At 64.8% G+C, this 18,482-nt stretch carries 11 protein-coding genes; 5 read left to right on the forward strand and 6 right to left on the reverse strand.

Features of this window, described 5'->3' with window-relative positions:
* Positions 1-27: 27 nt before the first annotated feature.
* From GSQ92_RS10550 to GSQ92_RS10570, 5 genes are all read right to left on the reverse strand, one after another.
* The gene (locus GSQ92_RS10550) at positions 28-1,434 is read right to left on the reverse strand and encodes an MATE family efflux transporter (RefSeq protein ID WP_158801748.1); all 1,407 of its coding nucleotides are present in this window, start codon (positions 1,432-1,434) and stop codon (positions 28-30) included.
* A gap of 282 nt (positions 1,435-1,716) precedes the next feature.
* Positions 1,717-2,646, reverse strand: a complete 930-nt coding sequence (locus GSQ92_RS10555) for a hypothetical protein (RefSeq protein ID WP_158801749.1) — start codon at positions 2,644-2,646, stop codon at positions 1,717-1,719.
* A 332-nt stretch (positions 2,647-2,978) separates the two neighbouring features.
* Positions 2,979-4,328 (reverse strand): AarF/ABC1/UbiB kinase family protein, encoded by a 1,350-nt coding sequence (locus tag GSQ92_RS10560; RefSeq protein ID WP_158801750.1) that lies wholly within the window; start codon positions 4,326-4,328, stop codon positions 2,979-2,981.
* Positions 4,321-6,174, reverse strand: coding sequence for a M3 family oligoendopeptidase (locus GSQ92_RS10565; protein ID WP_159013423.1), 1,854 nt, complete (start codon positions 6,172-6,174; stop codon positions 4,321-4,323). Before GSQ92_RS10565 ends, GSQ92_RS10560 begins: the two co-directional genes overlap by 8 nt.
* 102 nt (positions 6,175-6,276) lie before the next feature.
* On the reverse strand, positions 6,277-7,212 hold the full coding sequence (locus GSQ92_RS10570; protein ID WP_158801752.1) for a crotonase/enoyl-CoA hydratase family protein: 936 nt from the start codon (positions 7,210-7,212) through the stop codon (positions 6,277-6,279).
* Between the two features lie 350 nt (positions 7,213-7,562).
* On the opposite strand from GSQ92_RS10570, the gene GSQ92_RS10575 reads away from it, so the two are divergent.
* The 4 genes from GSQ92_RS10575 to GSQ92_RS10590 all read left to right on the forward strand — a co-directional run bounded on the left by GSQ92_RS10575 (position 7,563) and on the right by GSQ92_RS10590 (position 15,116).
* On the forward strand, positions 7,563-9,728 hold the full coding sequence (locus GSQ92_RS10575) for an EAL domain-containing protein (protein ID WP_158801753.1): 2,166 nt from the start codon (positions 7,563-7,565) through the stop codon (positions 9,726-9,728).
* A 254-nt stretch (positions 9,729-9,982) separates the two neighbouring features.
* The gene (locus GSQ92_RS10580) at positions 9,983-12,460 is read left to right on the forward strand and encodes a hybrid sensor histidine kinase/response regulator (RefSeq protein ID WP_159013424.1); all 2,478 of its coding nucleotides are present in this window, start codon (positions 9,983-9,985) and stop codon (positions 12,458-12,460) included.
* A 198-nt stretch (positions 12,461-12,658) separates the two neighbouring features.
* Positions 12,659-14,311: a Na/Pi cotransporter family protein gene (locus GSQ92_RS10585; RefSeq protein WP_158801755.1), complete on the forward strand. Its 1,653-nt coding sequence runs from the start codon at positions 12,659-12,661 to the stop codon at positions 14,309-14,311.
* Between the two features lie 163 nt (positions 14,312-14,474).
* A complete protein-coding gene (locus GSQ92_RS10590; RefSeq protein WP_159013425.1) occupies positions 14,475-15,116 on the forward strand; it encodes a hypothetical protein in 642 nt (213 codons plus the stop codon).
* Positions 15,117-15,177: 61 nt separating this feature from the next.
* On the opposite strand, the gene GSQ92_RS30145 is transcribed toward GSQ92_RS10590, so the two are convergent.
* Positions 15,178-15,732, reverse strand: a complete 555-nt coding sequence (locus tag GSQ92_RS30145) for a hypothetical protein (protein ID WP_216849933.1) — start codon at positions 15,730-15,732, stop codon at positions 15,178-15,180.
* A gap of 275 nt (positions 15,733-16,007) precedes the next feature.
* Here GSQ92_RS30145 and GSQ92_RS10600 point away from each other — a divergent pair, with 275 nt between their 5' ends.
* Complete coding sequence (locus tag GSQ92_RS10600) at positions 16,008-18,461, forward strand: DUF6600 domain-containing protein (protein WP_158801757.1); 2,454 nt, start codon at positions 16,008-16,010, stop codon at positions 18,459-18,461.
* Positions 18,462-18,482 lie beyond the last annotated feature (21 nt).

Genomic DNA, 18,482 nt, shown 5'->3' on the forward strand with positions numbered 1-18,482 from the left:
CAACACCCTTGAGGGCGCAAGCCCTCCCTAGCGTGTTTCGCCGGGCGAGAGGAAGGGAGCGCCCGCCAGGCCGAGCCTCGGCCGCGTCGCGCGGAAGAAGCGGCCGGTCAGCAGCAGGGCGGCGACCGATAGACCGGCGGTGAGGCCGATCCAGATCCCCGCCGGGCCGAGCCTCCAACTGAAGGCAAGCCAGATGGCTACCGGCATGCCGACCGCCCAATAGGACAACAGCACCAGCAGCATCGGCATGCGGGTATCCGGCAAGCCGCGCAGCGCGCCGTTGGCGACAACCTGGGTGCCATCCGAGAACTGGAACACCGCCGCGAAGCCGAGCAGGAGCGAGGCGAGCGCCGCGACCTTGAGGTCATCCGTAAAGACGCCGGCGATGTTGTGCGCGAAGCACAGCAACACGACGAAGCTCACCGTTTGCGTCGCGAGCATCAGGATGAAGCCGGCCGTGCCGGCGCGACGGGCGCTTTCCGGATCACGTTGCCCGATAAACCGCGCCACCCGCACCGTGACACCGAGCGAGAGGCCGAGCGGCACCATGAAGAACAGCGCCGACATGGTCATCGCGATCTGATGCGCCGCCACCGCGACCGCACCGAAATGCGCCACAACGAGCGTCGCGGCCGAGAACATCGTGACTTCGAGGAGAAGCGTCACCGAGATCGGCAAGCCGATCCGCAAGAGGCGAAGGAGGATGGCAAAGTCCGGTCGCCAGCCACCGCTGTCCCAGTCGACCCCGCCATAGCGGCCGGAGAGGCGGATCCAGGCGAGATAGGCCAGCGCCTCGGCCCAAAGCACGGCGGAGAGGGCAAGCCCGTCGCCGGTCGCGCCGAGCCCGGGCAGGACGCCGGGGATGCCATACATCAGCCCGTAGCCAATCGGCCCCAGCATCAGCAGGCCGATGGCGCCGCAGATCATGGTCGGCCGGGTGCGCGACAGCCCCTCGGAGAAGCCACGGCAGGCCGAGAGCAGACCTAGCGCGGGAAAGGACAGCGTCGAGGCCAGCAGGAAGCCGCTTGCCATTGGTATCAGATTGATGGGCACGCCGACGGCCGCGGCAAGCGACCGCCCCGCGATGGCGACGATCACCAAGCAGAGAAGCCCGACGCTCAACCCGAGGATGACGCCTTGCCGGAACACGCCGGCCGTCGCGGCGCGCTGGCTGGCGCCGTCGAGCTGCGCGACCGTCGGCTGAACCGACATCATGAGCCCGACGACAACCACGAAGATGACGATCCAGAGGCTGGTGCCCACCGACACCGCCGCCAGTACCGAGGCCCCGAGATGCCCAGCCAGCAGGGTGCTCACCACATCCGTGCCGAAGCTGAAGAGCTGGCCGAGGATGAGCGGTATGGCGAGCGGGAGCAGGATCCCGATCTCGCGCAAAAGCGTCGCGCGTGATGCGGGGGGAGCGAGGGCGGACATGAAAGTCTCTTCTTGCCAGGCGGCGGCGTCAGGGTCCGGGGACATAGCATGAGCGTGCCGGAAATGCAGCAAGGCTCATTGCTAAAAGCTGACTACGCCCGTGGTATAGGCCCTCGACAACGAGTTTATGAATTCACGACGTATGCCATGCGGGACTTGTCATCCACGACTTTACGCGATTCACCGTATCGCCCGAGAATGTCGATGCTCCGCCTGGGCAGAAAGCAACCGGGTGGCTCGGTTGCTCAGCTCGCCGCGACCAGCAGCAGAGTCTTCGTTCTGTCAGTGCTGCACAGGGATATTGGCAACTTCGCCTAACACGCCTTCATAATAGAGGATACATACGAGCGCATCCGACCAACTCGTCGCAGAAGAGCGGCCCAACCAGCCGTCGAAAGAGTTGTCGATCCGACACCCGTTTCCGACCAAGGCTATCGGATCCCAGGAGTTGACCGTAATATCCTTGTTACGCATCCAGCGACCCGGCAGCGCTCCCACCCAGCGGATGGCTGATCCCTCCGGCAGCAGGCGATTCACATCGGTCCAAAATGGTCCGTTTTCCTCGATGTCGCTGAAGGCGACGTCGATGCCTCTGTGCTGCAGCTCCTTGATCGAACGAGCAAAAACATCCGCGCCGATTGCCCTCGCCCGCCCTTTTTCCTTCGGCGGCAACCCCTTGATGAAGTTCTCCATTCCAAAAGCCGACAAGACCACTCGATGGTCCGGATGCTGCGCGCTGCTTCTGAAGATGTGGCCCCACAGCGTCTCAAGCGAGTAGCGGTATGGCGCCTCGCGAAGCCGATTATCGCTGTTCACGTAGTGAGGCCACTCCGGCTGATCCGGCGAACCGAGGTCGGGGGCGGACACGCTGAGAATGACGGGGCGCACAACCTTCCCATCATCCCGCATGAAGGGCGAGCGCATCTCCAGCGACACTTGGTTGCCGGGGAGCACGCATTCAGCATTGGTCCGCGCGAGGCATTGCGCATTCCCAAGGACCGCCTGATTCACTTCGGGCGTATATGTGTCGTCGTCCATCGTCGTGAGACGGCGCGTGAACGCCATCCTGCGTGCCTTATGCGCGGGCATATTGCTGTAAATCCGCATGGATTCGATCGCCCTTACAACATCGCCAGGATAGCGCGTCACCAAGTGCCTTTGGACTGGGCCGCCTGCCTTGAAATATTTTTCGTAGTTCTTCAGCTTCTGCACGACGCGCTCATAAGCTTGAGGATCGCCGATCCGCCGCCGGAGCGTGTCGAAGAGAGGATTTGGCCGGGACTCGACGATGCGCCCACCGCCTGGAGCCCTACGCAGCCGCGCCGCAAAATCATGCGGCCCCTGATCCGTTGCTGCCGCAGTGCGTGCTGTCGGCACACCATCGAGCGGTTTTAGTGAGCTGAGCATTGAAGCGGTTCCTGAGGGTGGGTCGCGGCAGGCAGATCAAAACCGAGGAGTCCGAGGATGCGACCGCGTCCTCGACAACGACTGTGACCGGCCGCAGTTTACCGAATAAACCCTGTCGAACCGTTAGCGCCCCACGCTCACCGCGTCGGCGGAACTCCTGCCACCGCCAGCGCATCCGACTGCCGCCGCGCCAGTGCCGCCTCGTCGAAGCCGGCGACGACTTCCTGATAGAGCCGGCTCCAGTTCAGCTCCGCTTTGAGCCGCAGGAAGACGCTGCCGAGGCCGACCGCCGAGCGATCCATCAGAACGAATTCGCGCGGCGGCTTTACCCCGCCGATGCTCTTCAGGCCCGCATGCACTTTCTCCGCCACCGACCGGCCGAACTGTCCGTCAGTTTCCTGGATGCGGCGAACACGGTCCTGCAACAAAGGCTCGTAGAGGAAACGCGCCCATTCGTTGAGCACCTCCACCTTCGCCGGTGTAATGTCCTTGAAACCCCAGTTGCGATAGGCCGTGGCGGCCTTCTCGGCATTGCCGTCTCGCACCGCCTCGAAGAGGTCGATGACACCGCTGACGAAACGCGGCGGGAAGACACGGATGGCACCGAAATCGAGCAAATTCACCGCCCCATCCGGCCGCACCTGGTAATTGCCGAGATGCGGGTCACCGTGAATCACGCCAAACCGGTAAAGCGGCAGATACCAGGCGCGGAATAATGCCTCCGCCACGCGGTTGCGTGCTTCCAGCGGCGGATCCGTTTCGATCCAGCGTTGCAGCGGTCCGCCTTCGAGCCAGGTCATGGTGAGCAGCCGCGGCGTCGTCAGCTCGGCGATCGCCTCCGGCACATGCACGTCCGGCACATCATCGAGCATCGTGCGATAGAGGCGCATCTGCGCGGCCTCCCGCAGGTAGTCCAGCTCCTCACGCAGCCGCTCGGCGAGTTCCTTGTAGATCTCGTCGTGCTGGATGGCGTTGTCCATGCGGTGATAGACGGCCATGGCCAGCTTAAGCTGGCGCAGGTCGGCTTCCACCGTGCTGGGCATGTCCGGATATTGCAGCTTGCAGGCGACGTCGCGGCCATCGAGCAGCGTCGCGCGATGCACCTGCCCCAGGCTCGCCGCCGCCGCGGCTTCCTGGCCGAAACTGCGGAAACGGGATTGCCAGTCGGGACCCAGCTCGCCCGCCATGCGGCGGCGCACGAAGCCCGCGCCCATCGGCGGCGCATTGGCTTGCAGCTCGGAGAGTTCGGCCGCGTATTCCGGCGGCAGCGCATCCGGAATGGTGGTGAGGATCTGCGCCACTTTCATCAATGGCCCCTTCAGGCCACCAAGGATGGCGCGCAGATCCTCGGCATGCGCCGCGCGATCGGTCTTGAAGCCGAAGACGCGTTCGCCGGCGACGCGCGCCGCGATGCCGCCGACGGCACCGGACGTGCGGGCGAAGCGGCGGACGCTGCCGAAGAGACTAACCTCGTTGCGATCAGCCATTCGAGGTGGCAACGGGGGCATCCGCCTCCAGCTCGTCGATGAAGCCGGCTATGATATCGAGGCCGCGTTGCCAGAAGGCCGGTTCGGCGGCGTTCAGCCCGAAGGGCGCGAGCAATTCGCGATGACGCTTGGTGCCGCCGGCGCGCAGCATGTCGAGATACTTCTCCTGGAAACGCGGATGACCGGCGCGGAACTCCGCGTAGAGGGCGTTCACCAGGCAATCCCCGAAGGCATAGGCATAGACGTAGAAGGGCGAATGGACGAAGTGCGGGATATAGGCCCAGTAGGCCGCATAGTCCGGCGTGAAGGTGAAGGCGGGGCCGAGGCTCTCGCGCTGCACATCCATCCAGATCTCGCCGATCCTTTCGGGCAGCAATTCCCCGCTCCGCCGCTCGTCATGCAGCAGCGTTTCGAAGCGGTAGAAGGCAACCTGCCGGACCACCGTGTTCAGCATGTCCTCGACCTTGCCGGCCAGCATCAGACGGCGGCGGGCGGGGTCGGTCTCGGCATCCAACACAGCGCGGAAGGTCAGCATCTCGCCGAAGACGCTGGCCGTCTCGGCCAGGGTCAGCGGCGTGCCGGAGCGCAGGTAGCCCTGGGATTCACCGGCCAGAATTTGGTGAACGCCGTGGCCGAGCTCATGCGCCAGGGTCATCACGTCGCGGGCGCGGCCGTGATAGTTCATCAAGATATAAGGATGTGCTGAAGGGACCGTGGGATGGGCGAAGGCGCCGCCCGACTTGCCGTCCCGCAAAGCCGCGTCGATCCAGGGACGCTCGAAGAAGCGGCTGCCGAGCGAGGCGAGTTCCGGGCTGAAGGCGCCGTAGGCGTCCAGCACCCGCGCCTGGGCGTCGGGCCAGGAGACGCGGCGATTCTCGTCGGCGGGCAAAGGCGCGTTGCGATCCCAGTGCTGCATCGTCTCCAGGCCGAGCCAGCGCGCCTTGAGCACGTAGTAGCGGTGGGACAGGCGTGGATAGGCAGCGACGACAGCGCTCACCAGCGCATCGACCACCTCGTCCTCGACCATGTTGGAGCGATTGCGGGAACTGCCGGGGCGCGGATAGTGGCGCCAGCGGTCTACAGTCTCCTTATCCTTGGCCAGCGTGTTCGTGATGAGGGAGAAGAGGCGGAGATTGTCGCCCAGAGTCGCGCTGATGCCGGCGGCGGCCTTGGCGCGCGTGTCCCGATCACGGTCCGACAGGCGGTTGAGGGCATCGCTCACGGTCAGGCGCTCATCGCCCACCGGCACGCGTAGCCCGGCCATGGTCTCGTCAAACAGGCGGCTCCAGGCGGCGGCGCCACTCACATCCTTCTCGTGGAGAAGGGTTTCCAGCTCGTCCGACAACTGATGGGGCTGGAAGACCCGAAGGTCCTCGATCCAGGAGGCCCAGGGGGCAAGCGCTGGATCGGCGAGCTTGGCTTTCACAACATTTTCGTCGAGGCGATTGAGCTCAAGCGTGAAGAACAGCAGCTCTGTGCTGATCTCGGTCACCTTCTCGCTCATCGACTGATAGAATTTGGCGATCCGCGCATCGGAGGAATCGCCGCTGAAGAGGAGCTGAGCGTAGGACATGATCCGTCCCAGGCTCTCCTCGATCCGCTCGTATTCCGCCAGGGAACCTGCGATCGCCACCGGCTCCAGCTCCGCGAGCTTGCCCCGGTAGGTTGTCGCGAAAGCCTTGGCATCCCGCATCGCGCGGTCCAGATCGGCGGCGATGCGCGGGCTTTCCGGTGACTCGTAGAGGTCGCTCAGATCCCAGCTGGGCAACACCTCGGCATCGGCTGGCGTTCCCGCTTTCGGAAGTCCCTGGCCGTCGGGCAGGCGCGGCAGGTCGGCTGGACGCATAGCGGGCAATCTCCTCAGTCCGAGTATCTAAGAGTAGGGCATGCACAGGCCCACTCCTAGACGCGTTGCCCTTAACGTTCCGCCATCCGGCCATGCAGGCCCTCATTCGGCCGCCATCCGCGGCGCGGCATCACCATGGCGACGGGTCTGCGCGGCGATCAGCCGGCTCATCTTGCGCAGGTCGCTTTCCGACAGTTGCAGTGCGGCATCGACCCAGATTTCGACGACGTCGCGCAACTCCTCGTGGGTCAGCGGATTGACGCGCTGACGGGCCCGCAGCACCGCCTGGTGGCTGTTATGGCGGCGATCAATCTTGGCAAGGAAAGCACGCAGTGCCGTCTCGCCCTCCCCATCCTCGGCCAGGACATCGACCAGACCCATCTCGTGCAGTTCCTCGGCGGTATAGACCTTGCCGCTCATGATGAGCTTCTCCGCCCGCACCGCATCCAGACGCCGTGACAGGAAGGAATAGGCGCCCATGCCGGGGAAGAGGTTGAACAGGACCTCGGGCAGGCCGAAGCGCGCGCCGCGTTCGGCGACAATGTAGTTACAGGCCAGCGCGGCCTCGAAGCCGCCGCCGAGGGCGTCGCCTTGGACGAGCGCCACCGTCATCACCGACTGACCGTAGCCCAAGGCATTGTGATAGACGATGTCCACGCAGGCATGGGCATAGGTGGTGAGGGCCTTGCGATTCTGGTCGCGAATACTCTGCTGAAACAGGGTTAGATCGCCGCCCAGATTGAAGGCGCCATCGATCCGAGAGCCCACGACGACGTAGCGAAATGGGGCTGAGCCGCCGGCCTGGACGGCCTGATAGATTTGGCCCTGGATCGCCGCCATGTCCCGCAGAAGCTCGGGCGTGTAGCTGGGCCGTCCTTCGGGACGCATGAAGCAGAACAGTGCCTGCGCCGCCGCGTCATGCTCCACCTGCATTGTCGAGAAGTATTGGCTGGTGAGCTTTTCCAGCGGTCGTGGCTGGGGAAGCGCGGCGAGATTATCCACAGCGACGTGGGCTCTGATTTGTTGAACGTTGGTCATGATACTCTCCGGAAAAAGCCGTTTTGCTCGAGGCGCCAGAATCAGGCCTTACGGTTTAAGGCTTAACCATGGCCGCCAGCTCTATTTTGACGAGTTTTTTGGGCATGACAGGAATAATTTCCCGATGGCAGCCAAAACCAGCGGCAGTCTCGATTTGTGGAACGTTCCTATGCGGTTTACGCCATGGTATGTCTCAGAAAATGAGACGAGGCCGCCCGCCTCGAGCGACGACCGCCAGTTTCCGGTTCTAGTCTTGGCTCGCATGCTCTAGGTTCTGCGTCATGGCGTTCCGCATGCTCAGACCTTCTCGCGCGCCGTTTTTCCTCACCGTTTTGGCGTGGTGAGCGGGCATGCCGTTCATCATGATCATCGACGACCGCGCGACCAACCGCAGCATATTCTCCAAGCTCTCCGCCTCGCTCGCATCCGACGTTCAGGTCGAGGCATTCGCTGGGCCGGAAGCGGCGCTGGCCTGGATGGTAAACCAGACTCCCGATCTCATTATTACTGACTACAAGATGCCGCACATGACGGGCGCAACCTTCACCCAGCACATCCGCGCGACCCCGCACGGCGCGGAAGTGCCGATCATGGTCATCACCGCCTACGAGGATCGCGACTTCCGGCTCCAGGCGCTGGAAGCCGGGGCCACGGATTTCCTCCAGAGCCCGATCGACCACCATGAATTCGTCACGCGGGCCCGCAACCTCCTCAAGCTCGGCACTCAGCAGAAGCTCATCCGCAGCCGTGCCCATGCGCTGGCGGAGGAGCTCCACCACGTCGAGCGCGAGCGCGAGGAGTTGCTGCGCAACAACCGCGAGCGCCTGGCGCAGGTCATCGACACGGTGCCGGCGCTCATCAGCGCCACCGACCGTCAAGGCGTGTGCATCTTCGCCAATGCGTTCCAGACGAAACTGCTCGAAGACGGGGCGACCGAGCGCACCGATGAGGACGGGCTCGACAGGGAGCGCCGGAACCGCAGCCGGCAACTGGATGCCCGGGTCTTCGCGACAGGCATGGCCTTGCCCGATTTCGAGGAGGAAATCCGCGACGCGCAAGGGACCACTCATGTCTTCCTGACCACGAAGACGCCGCTGACCGACGATTCCAACCGTGTCACGGCCGTCTTGACCACCTCGCTCGACATCAGCGATCGCAAGCGGGCGGAGCGCTATCTCCACCACCTCGCCCATCATGACGTGCTGACCGGGCTGCCCAACCGGCTGCTGCTGCATCTTCGCCTCGAGGAGGCGGTGAATGCGGCGGCCGATAGCAATGCGGTTTTCGCCCTGCATTTCCTCGACCTGGACCGCTTCAAGAGCATCAACGATGCCTTCGGACACCATGTCGGGGATGCGCTGCTGACCGAGGTTTCCGAGAGGCTGCGTCGCACCATCCGCGCCAGCGACACCGTCGCGCGTCTTGGCGGCGACGAATTTGCGATTATCCAAGGCGGCATCTCCGGCAGCGGAGATGCCGAACGCCTAGCCGAGCGGATCGTGCAGCTTTTCGCCGAACCCTATGACCTCGATGGCCGCGCCATCAGCACGAGTTGCAGCCTGGGCTTCACGCTCTTTCCGGCCGACGGCAACTCGCAGGAGACCCTCCTCAAGACCGCCGATCTCGCGATGTATCGGGCAAAGGGGCTCGGCCGCAGCCGCTTCTGCGCCTTCGAGCCCGAGATGCAGTCAGCGGTGCGGGATGCGGCGCAGTTGGAGATCGATCTTCGCGCCGGGCTCATCCGCAATGAGCTCAGGCTGCACTACCAGCCGCAGATCGATACCCGCAGCGGTCGGGTGACCGGGGCCGAAGCGCTAGTGCGGTGGGAACAACCGGGCCATGGCCTTCTGCCGCCCGGCCGTTTCTTGCCGATCGCCGAGGAGGCCGGGCTGATTATCCCGATCAATACCTGGGTGCTGGAGGCCGCCTGCCGCCAGGCCGCCGCCTGGGCCGCGTCCGGCATGGCGCTTCGCGTCGCGGTCAACCTCTCCGCCACGATCTTCCAGCAGCAGGACGTGGCACAGGTCGTCATTGCCGCCGTCCGCCGTGCCAAGCTCGACCCCCGGCTGCTCGACCTCGAACTCACCGAGACGATGTTCCTGGAGGATCACGAGACGGCGCGGAAGCAACTCGTCGAGCTGCAGGAGCTTGGGATCTCCTTCTCGATCGATGATTTCGGCACCGGCTACGCGTCCTTCTCCTATATCGACAAGCTGCCGGTAAACCGACTCAAGATCGATCAGGCTTTCATCCATAACCTGACACACCGTATAGAAGGCCCTGCGGTCATCCGCGCGATCATTGGCCTTGGTCGCGGCTTGGGCTTGCGTGTGGTCGCGGAAGGCGTCGAGACCATCGAGCAGCTCCACGAGCTTGAGGCGGAGGGCTGCGACGAAGTGCAGGGCTATCTGTTCAGCCGTCCCGTTCCGCCCCTCGAATTCGAGCAATATGTGCGAGCGAACTGGGCGAAGACCGGGGTTGCGGAGCCCCTCATCGAGGCCCAGGTCTCAAAATAGGGATCGACTTCGCGCCCGCTCATCTTGCCAAAGGCATTGCGTTTGGCGCTCCGGGCATGTGGCTTGCATGGTCTTCGGGCACATTTAAGGACAAACGTCGGTTGTCGTTGAGGATTAAGCCCGGCAAAGACGAGGCGCCGAAGCCCGTTAGTCCTGCCCCCTCCCGGTCCACGCCCTCCTTGACGCCACCAGGTCTTTGGGCCGCGCGCGTCTCCGTTCGCAATGCGGCCAGGCAGATTTTCGAACGATTGAAGATGGGGCACGGTCTGGAATACCAGATCGTGCTGAACCGTCTGGTCATCGGCAGCGGCATCTTTGCCTATCTCCTCGCGCTCCGAATCGACGGATCCCTCGGCTCGCTCCGGCCCTTGGTGATGAGCGCGGCCTATGCCGCCTTCGCCGTGGCTTTTTTCCTCGACCTCGTTGTTCGCGCACGACCCTCCGTACCGCGGCTCGCCTTGCAGCTGCTGACCGATATCGGCGTGCTCTCCTTCGGCATGCATATCGGCGGGATGATCGCGGCCCCGCTCTACCCCGCCTATCTCTGGGCCATCCTGGGTTACGGTTTCCGCTTCGGCCTCGGCTACCTCCGCGCCGCCACCTGCCTCGGCGTGCTCGGCTTTCTGCTCTGCGTCATCACGACGCCCTATTGGCGGGAAAACCCGTTTCTCTCCGGTGGCCTCCTGGTCGGGCTAATCGCCATTCCGCTTTATGCAGGCTCTCTCATTCGTAGCCTGTCAGTCGCCAAGCAGCAGGCGGAAGAGGCGAGCCAGGCCAAAAGCCTGTTCCTGGCGAGCGTCAGCCACGAGTTGCGGACTCCGCTCAACGCCGTGATCGGTATGAGCGATCTGCTCGTCGGCACCCGCATGGATGGCGAGCAGCGGGACATGGTGCGGACGGTCGGCACCGCCGCGCGGTCGCTGCTCTCGCTGATCGACGGCATTCTCGACTTCTCCCGCATCGAGGCGGGCGCGGTTCCGGTCCAGCTCGCACCTTTCGACCTGCCGAGCCTGATCGCCAATGTCGAGCGTCTGGTCGCGGCAACCGCGCAGGCGAAGGGCGTCGCCCTTTCCTCCCACATCAGCACGCGGACCCCGAGCTGGCTCGAGGGCGACGCCAAACATATCGCCGAGGTCGTGCTCAATCTCGCCAGCAACGCGGTGAAGTTTACCGCCCGCGGCTCCGTTCTGATCGCCGCCGATACGGTCGAGCAACCTGATGGCACGCCAGCCCTCCGCGTCGAGGTGATCGATACCGGCATCGGCATCGCGCCCGAGGCTCAGACCCGCATCTTCGACAGCTTCACCCAGGCGGATTCCAGCATCATCGACCGCTTCGGCGGCACCGGCCTCGGCCTCGCCATCTCGCGCAAACTCGTCGAACTCCATGGCGGCGCGATCGGTGTGGTCAGCGAAAGCGGCGCCGGCAGCACCTTCTGGATCGAATTGCCGCTGGTGATACCCGCCAAGCCGGCCCCCGCGCCGGCGGCTTTGCGTGTGGTCCTGCTCTCTGCCGATCCCGGCCGGGTCGAGCCGGTGGCGCGGCGGATGGAAGCCTGGGGCTCCGTCGTCCAGCGTCGTCCGCTTCCGGTCGAGGCGGATCTCCTCGCCATCGGTCGCGCTCTCGCGGAGGTCGGACCGGTCGATGCGATCCTCGCCGATATCTCGAGTTTCGGGCTCGGACAGCGGGCCGGCGCCGACGCTTTCGCGCGAACCCTCGGCCAGGCCCAGCCGGAGCCGACGCCCGTTGTCGTGATCGAGACGCCGACCGAGGGTGATGCCGAGGCCGCAGCACCTGATCTCGCATTGCGCCGCTCCTGCATCAGTATCCTGAGCGCGGCGGCGGGTCCGGCCGAGGTCGAGCGCCTGCTGCGCATCCTCGCCCCGCGCGCCGCCGCCGCGGCGCAACCCGTGCTCATCCGCAGCGCGACGCGGCCGCTCCACATCCTGGTGGCAGACGACAACCGCATCAACCAGAGCGTCGTCGCGAAAATTTTGGACCGTGCCGGCCACACGGCCCGCATCGTTTCGGATGGCGAACAGGCGCTGGACGCCTTGGAGGAGGAAAACTTCGACGTTGTGCTGATGGACGTGAACATGCCCGTGATGAACGGCATCGAAGCGACCAAGCTCTACCGCTTCGCGGCACTCGACAAACCCCGGATACCGGTCCTTGCTCTCACGGCGGATGCGACGCCACAGATGGCGCAGCGCTGCCTGGACAGCGGCATGGACGCCTGTATCGTCAAGCCGGTCGAGCCGGCTCGACTGCTCGACATCATCGACAGCTTCGTGTTTGGCGCGGCGCGCAGTAAGCCGAGCACGGCAAGCGTCACCTCGATCGCCGACCATCCGCGTTACCAGGCCGGCCCGTCTTCGGTGAATGCGAATATGCTGCGGGACCTCGAGGCGCTCGGCGGCCGGGACTTCCTGGTAGGAATCGCCCAGGACTTCATCGGGGACGCGGACAGCCTGCTACTCTCGCTGCGGGCCGCGGCTGAAGCCTCCGACATGAGCCTGTTCCAGGCCGAGGCCCATGCGCTGAGCAGCGCCGCCGCCAATCTCGGCGCCGAGGGCGTGCAGGCGATGTGCCGGCAGATGCGCCAGCTCGACCTCTCCGACCGGGTCGGCCAGGCCGCGCAGTTGCAGGCGCTCGCGGTCGAGCTGGAGCGCGTCAAGCGCGTGCTGCGGGCCGAATGCCTCCCACCCTCAGGCACAAACCTGCGGCGCTAGAAGAGCGTCCAGGGATAAAGCAGACGCTATTCGTTACGAATATGATTGGATTCCGCCGCGGCGGTTCTAACATCGCCACTGAATTTTCATCGAAACAATCCAACTCCGGTTCCCTCGGAAAGCGGAGTTTTCCCAGGCTTATGCTATCGCGAGCCCGACCTATTCGTCGCCGATGCTATTCTAGGAATTTCGCCGGGCATGGATTTGCCGCTTATACTGATCGATCTCGCCGGCTCCGTCGCCCTGCTGCTGTGGGGCGTCCATATGGTGCAAACCGGTGTGCAGCGGGCCTTCGGCGCTCGGCTCCGCGGCTTTCTGGCGACCGCGCTGCGCCACCGGATTTCCGCCTTCCTGGCCGGGATCGGTGTCACCGCGCTGCTTCAGAGCAGCACCGCGACCGGTCTTATGGTTACCGGCTTTACCGCCGGTGGACTCGTCGAACTCGTGCCAGCCCTCGCCGTCATGCTCGGCGCGAATGTGGGCACGACACTGATCGTCCAGGTGTTGTCGTTCGACGTGGCGGCGCTCGCCCCGGCCTTCATTCTGGCGGGAGTCGTGATTTTCCGCCGCGCTCAGGCGGGGATGCGCGACTTTGGCCGCGTTCTCATCGGCCTCGGCCTGCTGCTGCTCGCGTTGTCGCAGTTCGTCGGCTTGCTACGCCCCTACGCGTCTTCACCCGATGTCCACGCTGCCCTGGCGCTGATTTCGTCTCAGGGACTGGTAGATGTCATTCTCGCAGCACTGCTGACCTGGGCGGCACATTCCTCCGTCGCAGTCGTGCTGCTGATCATGTCCTTCGCGAGCCATGGTGATATCTCACCCTATGCGGCCTTTGCCCTGGTTCTCGGCGCGAATCTCGGCACCGCGATCAATCCGGTGATCGAGGGCGCGACCGGACATGATCGCGCCGCCAAGCGGCTGCCGGTGGGAAATCTACTCAACCGCCTGGCCGGCGTCCTGGTCGCCCTAGCCGTGCTTGGGCCGCTCGCCCCCCTGGTCTCGCGCTTCGGCGGCACGCCGTCCCACGCCGTCGCGAATTTTCACACAGCCTTCAACCTGGTGATCGGCCTCATCTTCTTTCCATTGCTCAGCCCCTATGCGCGGCTGTTACAGGCATTGTTACCTACCCGGATCGACAAGGCGGACCCCGCAATTCCCCTCTATCTGGTGCCGTCCGCGGCCTCGGCGCCGGTCGTGGCGCTGGGAGCGGCATCGCGAGAATCGCTGCGACTCGTCGATTTGCTGCTCGCCATGCTGCAGGGCTTGCGGGATGCGATGCAGAAAGGCGATCGGCGGCGGATTACCGCGACGAAACGCCACAATGCCGTGCTCAAGCGTCTTGAAGCGGCGATCAGCTTCTATCTGACCACACTTGAAACCGATTCGCTGAACGCCGCAGATTTCAGGCGTATTCGCGAGATTCTGGCCTTCTGTGTCGCGATTAGCCAAGCAGCCGATGTCATCCACCGCAGCTTGCTTGGAATTGCGCTGCGCAAGCTCAAACGCGGCCTCTCTTTTCCGATCGCGGGACAGACCGCGCTAATCGCAATGATCGACACACTCATCGCGGGTTCACGCGCGGCGGCCGCGGTCTTCATTTCCGAGCAGCGCCGTGGCATGGAGATCCTGACGGGCGAGCAAGTCGTTCTGGATGACCTCGAGGCCGCCGCGACCGCTGCCCATTTCGGCTATTTGCGTGACGGGAACAACGACGTTGCCGAGGCGAGTGCGACGCTGCTCGAAGCGATGCGGGGCCTCAAGCAGGTCCACGCCTATCTGGTCGCCGCCGTGGGCGTGGACCACGGCGAGCCGGGCGAGGTGCAGGGCGACGATGGCGAAGAAGCGGAATAACCCAGAATATTCATCCTTTCATCCGATAGTTGCACTAACACCCGCCAATGCTCGATTTGCCATTAAGCTGGAACATTGCTATCGATACTTCACAGGCGTGGTTTTCTACGCGCCGGGCGATCGGCCTGCCCTGACCGGCCATATTCCCAAGATGAGCAGTATCATGCCCCGCCGTTACCCCACCGATCCCGCCACGGACGCTGCCGATGCCTCTGAGGAGCGCATGCGAGAGGCGCTCGGCCTCGGCAAGCGCTCTGAGAGCGTCGCGCATCCGCAGCAGAATCATACGCCGCATACCTCCGATCCCAACCGCGTGCGCCGCCGCTTCGCGCAGGATGGTGATGTTCCAGTGGTTGTACTTGGGCGAAGCCGGGAGGCCGAAGCGGCTCAGGAATCGCGGGTCGCCGCACTCGAAACGAAACTGCAGGAAGAGCGCGCGGCACGCCAGACGGCGGAGCGAACCGTCGAAAGCTGTCAGGCCACTATTCAATCATTGCGTACCAAGCTCGCCCATTCGGAAATGGCGATCGACGAGGCCCGCGCGGCCGAGCGTCAGGCACGCGCAGAGGCTGCGGCAGCGATCGAGCGTCAGACCCAGGTGCAGACGACCCAGGCCCAACCGGAAAGCGAGCCAGTCAGCCAGGCGGAGCTCGTGGCTGAAGAGCCGCAGTCGCGTTTAGTGCGGGAGCCGCGCAAGGCCAAGGTCGTCGCCGACAGCAACGAACCGGAGCCGCAGCCAATCGAATGGTGGCTGCCGAGCTTCCGCGCCCAGACCCGCGGTCGCGGCCGTCCGCGTAAGACCTGACTGCACGACGCGGTCACTGAAAGCGCTGGGTCTTCGCAAGCGAAGACCACCTAGCGCTTCTTCAGTGGCTGTAGCCGCGTTGATTAACCGGACCGGCGCCCGGCACATATTGTGGTTGCCCTCCCGGAGGCGGACCCATCGGACGACCGGGCTGGCCGACCGGACCGGCATATCCACCCGGCGGCCGGGGCGGTTGCCCATAGCCAGGCGGAGGACCGCCGGGACCACCGTAGCGCGGGCCACCCGGAGGCGGACCGCCATAACCGGGCGGCGGCGGGTGACCCGGGCCGCCGTAACCAGGACCGCCGTAGCCAGGATGGCCGTAGCCGGGACCACCATATCTCGGCGGCGGTGGCGGCGGCCGATAATAGCCCCCGCCATAGCCGCAATTTCCACAACCGCCGCCGCCCACGATAATGGCCGATGAATAGCCATAGCCGGGGGCATAGCCCGGTCCGTAGTCGGGCGCGTAGACAGGTCCACCCGCGTAGCCAGGGGCCGCGTAGCCCGGTGCAGCGTAGCCTGCATAGCCAGGAGGGTAGTAGCAACCCGCGAGGAGCATCATCGACGCAGCCGCCGCAACCATGGCAGTCGCTCGTTTCATAGGCGTCTTCATGATCTTCCCCGACTGCTGCGTTTCGCGAATGCACGTCATCACGGAACTGTGCGCGGACCGGATCGCGGTGCATAAAGCGAGGCGAAGAATTAAATATGGCCTAGGACTGCGGCTTTTCCATGCGGCCCGTAGGGCGCGGGCGTGGCACGTACGAAAGTGATCGAACGCTCGGACACGCGATTGACACAGAGGCGGTGCTGTTTTCGCCGCAAAGACACATGAAGTTACCCAGATTGTCGTCGCGCCTGATCGGCGCGCTAGAAAGGCTAACGATCATGAGCCTGCGTATTCGCTGGAGATTGCTGCCAACTCTGGCCGCGAGCTTCGGCTTGGCCACCAATTCGATCCTGCCATTCCCGGCTTTGGCGCAGACCGCCGTGCCTCCGCCACCGGCCCCGACCGCCGATGTGCCGGGCGCGACCTCAGGCGATCCGCCTGCGCGGGTCGGCTGGTTGTCGCAGCTTTCCGGTACTGTCTCTTTCCATAGCGCCGGCCAAGACCAGTGGGTGACTGCGACACAGAACTATCCTGTCACGACCGGTGACGCCGTATGGACGCAGCCGCAAAGCGCTGCGTCCATCATGGTCGATTCCAGCCGGATGGCGATGGCCGCTGGAACGGAAGTCACAGCACAGGAGATCAATCAGAACACGGTTGATGCGGTGTTGTCGCAGGGCGAGATCTTTCTAAATCTCGTCGCGATGCAGCCAGGCCAAACCGTGGTAATTCAAACGCCTCGCGGTACGGCACAAATCACCGGAAATGGCGAATACGAAATTTATGCCGGCGACACCACCACGCCAACTTATGTGACCGCGGTCGTCGGCTCGATTCAGTTCACCGGGCTGGGTTCGTCAGCGCCGCAGACGGTGGGGGCACAGCAGACGGCCGAGATTTCGGGCGACAATCCGGTACAGGTACAACTCGTTGCCATGCAGCAGGACGAGTTTCTAACGAACATGCTGCAACAGGTCGCGCCGCCGCCTCCGCCAACAGCCGCTCAAGCGCCGCCGGTCTGCGCGCAGATGACGGGCGCCGCCGTGCTCACGCAATACGGCTCGTGGAAACCGCAGCCGCAATATGGCACGGTCTGGTTTCCTCATGTCGCCTCTGGCTGGGTGCCCTATCGTGAGGGCCATTGGGCTTATGTGCAGCCGTGGGGCTGGACCTGGGTCGATAACGCGCCTTGGGGCTTCGCACCTTTTCATTATGGGCGCTGGTCGCAATTCGATGGGCAATGGGGCTGGATACCGCAACCCGTCGCGGAACCCGGCTACGGCCAAGGTTATGGCTACGGCTATAACTATAGTGAGAGCCAAGGGTATTACGCGCAGCCGGGTTATGTCGCGCCCGCCCCTGCCTATTCACCAGCACTCGTAACGTTTCTAGGCGCGGCCGCAGGGGCCGCCGTCGGCGTCCTTGCCGCCAATGCCTGGAGCAATGGCTCTATCGGCTGGGCGCCGCTTGGCCCTCGCGAGCCTTATTATCCACCTTACCGCGTAAGCCCGCGTTATTTCCAGTCGTACAATCAGCCCTATGTACCGAACTACAATCAATTTGTTCAGCGCAACGTCAATATCGTCAATAATCGCGTCGAATATCGCAATACGACCATTAACAACTTCAACAACGGCGCGGGCCAGGCCGGGCGGGAAGGGCAATTCGCCAATAGGCAGGGCGCAACCTTTGTCCCGACCGCCGCCATGATGAATTCGCGGCAGGTCCGTGGTGAGGTTCAGCCTGTTCCGCAAGGGGAATTGCGGCCATTCCGGGCAATCGACGGTCAGGCATTGCCGCGACCGACCGTGCAGACAGCGGGCGTCGATCCGGCGCTGGCGCGGCGGCTTAACCTGCCCCAGGTGCCGGGCGCCGCGCTCCGATCTGGAGCACCCGGCCCGGCGATCCGGCAGGTGCCAGGAGTGGAACGCGGTCACGCTCCGCCGCCGCCCTTGGTGCCCCATGCCCAATTCGCCCCGAGTTTCCGTGGCGGCGCACCTCAAGCGCCGGGCGTACCGGCTCCAGGGATCGTGCCCGGCGCGCCGGGCAATGCCCGAGGCGGTGTTCCGCTGCCAGGCCAGCCGCAAGCGCCTCGCATCGGCGAGCCGAACCTCCGGCCAAACGCTCCAGTTCCGGGCGTTCCTCAGCTTCCTCGGCCCGGCGTCACGAACTCGCGCCCCGGCGTAGTCGCCCCGCCCGTTATCCCCGGCGCGGCGGCTCCTCGTCCCGGCGTGACCGCGGCGCCTGCTATTCCCGGCGCCACGAACGGTGCGCCTCGGCCCCAGTTCCGGCCGGCGGCTCCCGGCGCGGCCCCGCGGGAACCCGGCTTGCGTAATCAACCCGCGCCGGGTGCCGTCCCCCCGAGAGGCACGCCACCGACGATGCCGGTCGCTCGTCCCCCATCGCCGAACCCGGCGGCGCCGCGTCAGGCGCTACCGCCAGCCGCTGAGGCCAGGCCGCAGGCGCCACGCCCACAAGCGCCGCGCATGCAGGCGCCGCAGGTCGCAGCACCCCGCCCGCCGCAACAAGCGCCACGCGCCGAAGCGCCTAGGCCACCCGCGCCGCAGCGCATGGAGGCGCCGCGGGCCGCGGCCCCTCGCCCCGTCGCGCCACGCATGGAAGCACCCCGCCCGCCGCCGCGCATGGAGGCGCCTCGCCAAGCGCCCCGTATGGAAGCACCTCGTCAGGCGCCACGCGCTGAGGTGAGGCCACCCGGTCCCCAACGGCGCTGAGCGATTTCGACCGACCCAATT

Origin of the sequence: Acidisoma sp. S159 (assembly GCF_009766125.1) — a bacterium.
GTDB lineage: Bacteria > Pseudomonadota > Alphaproteobacteria > Acetobacterales > Acetobacteraceae > Acidisoma.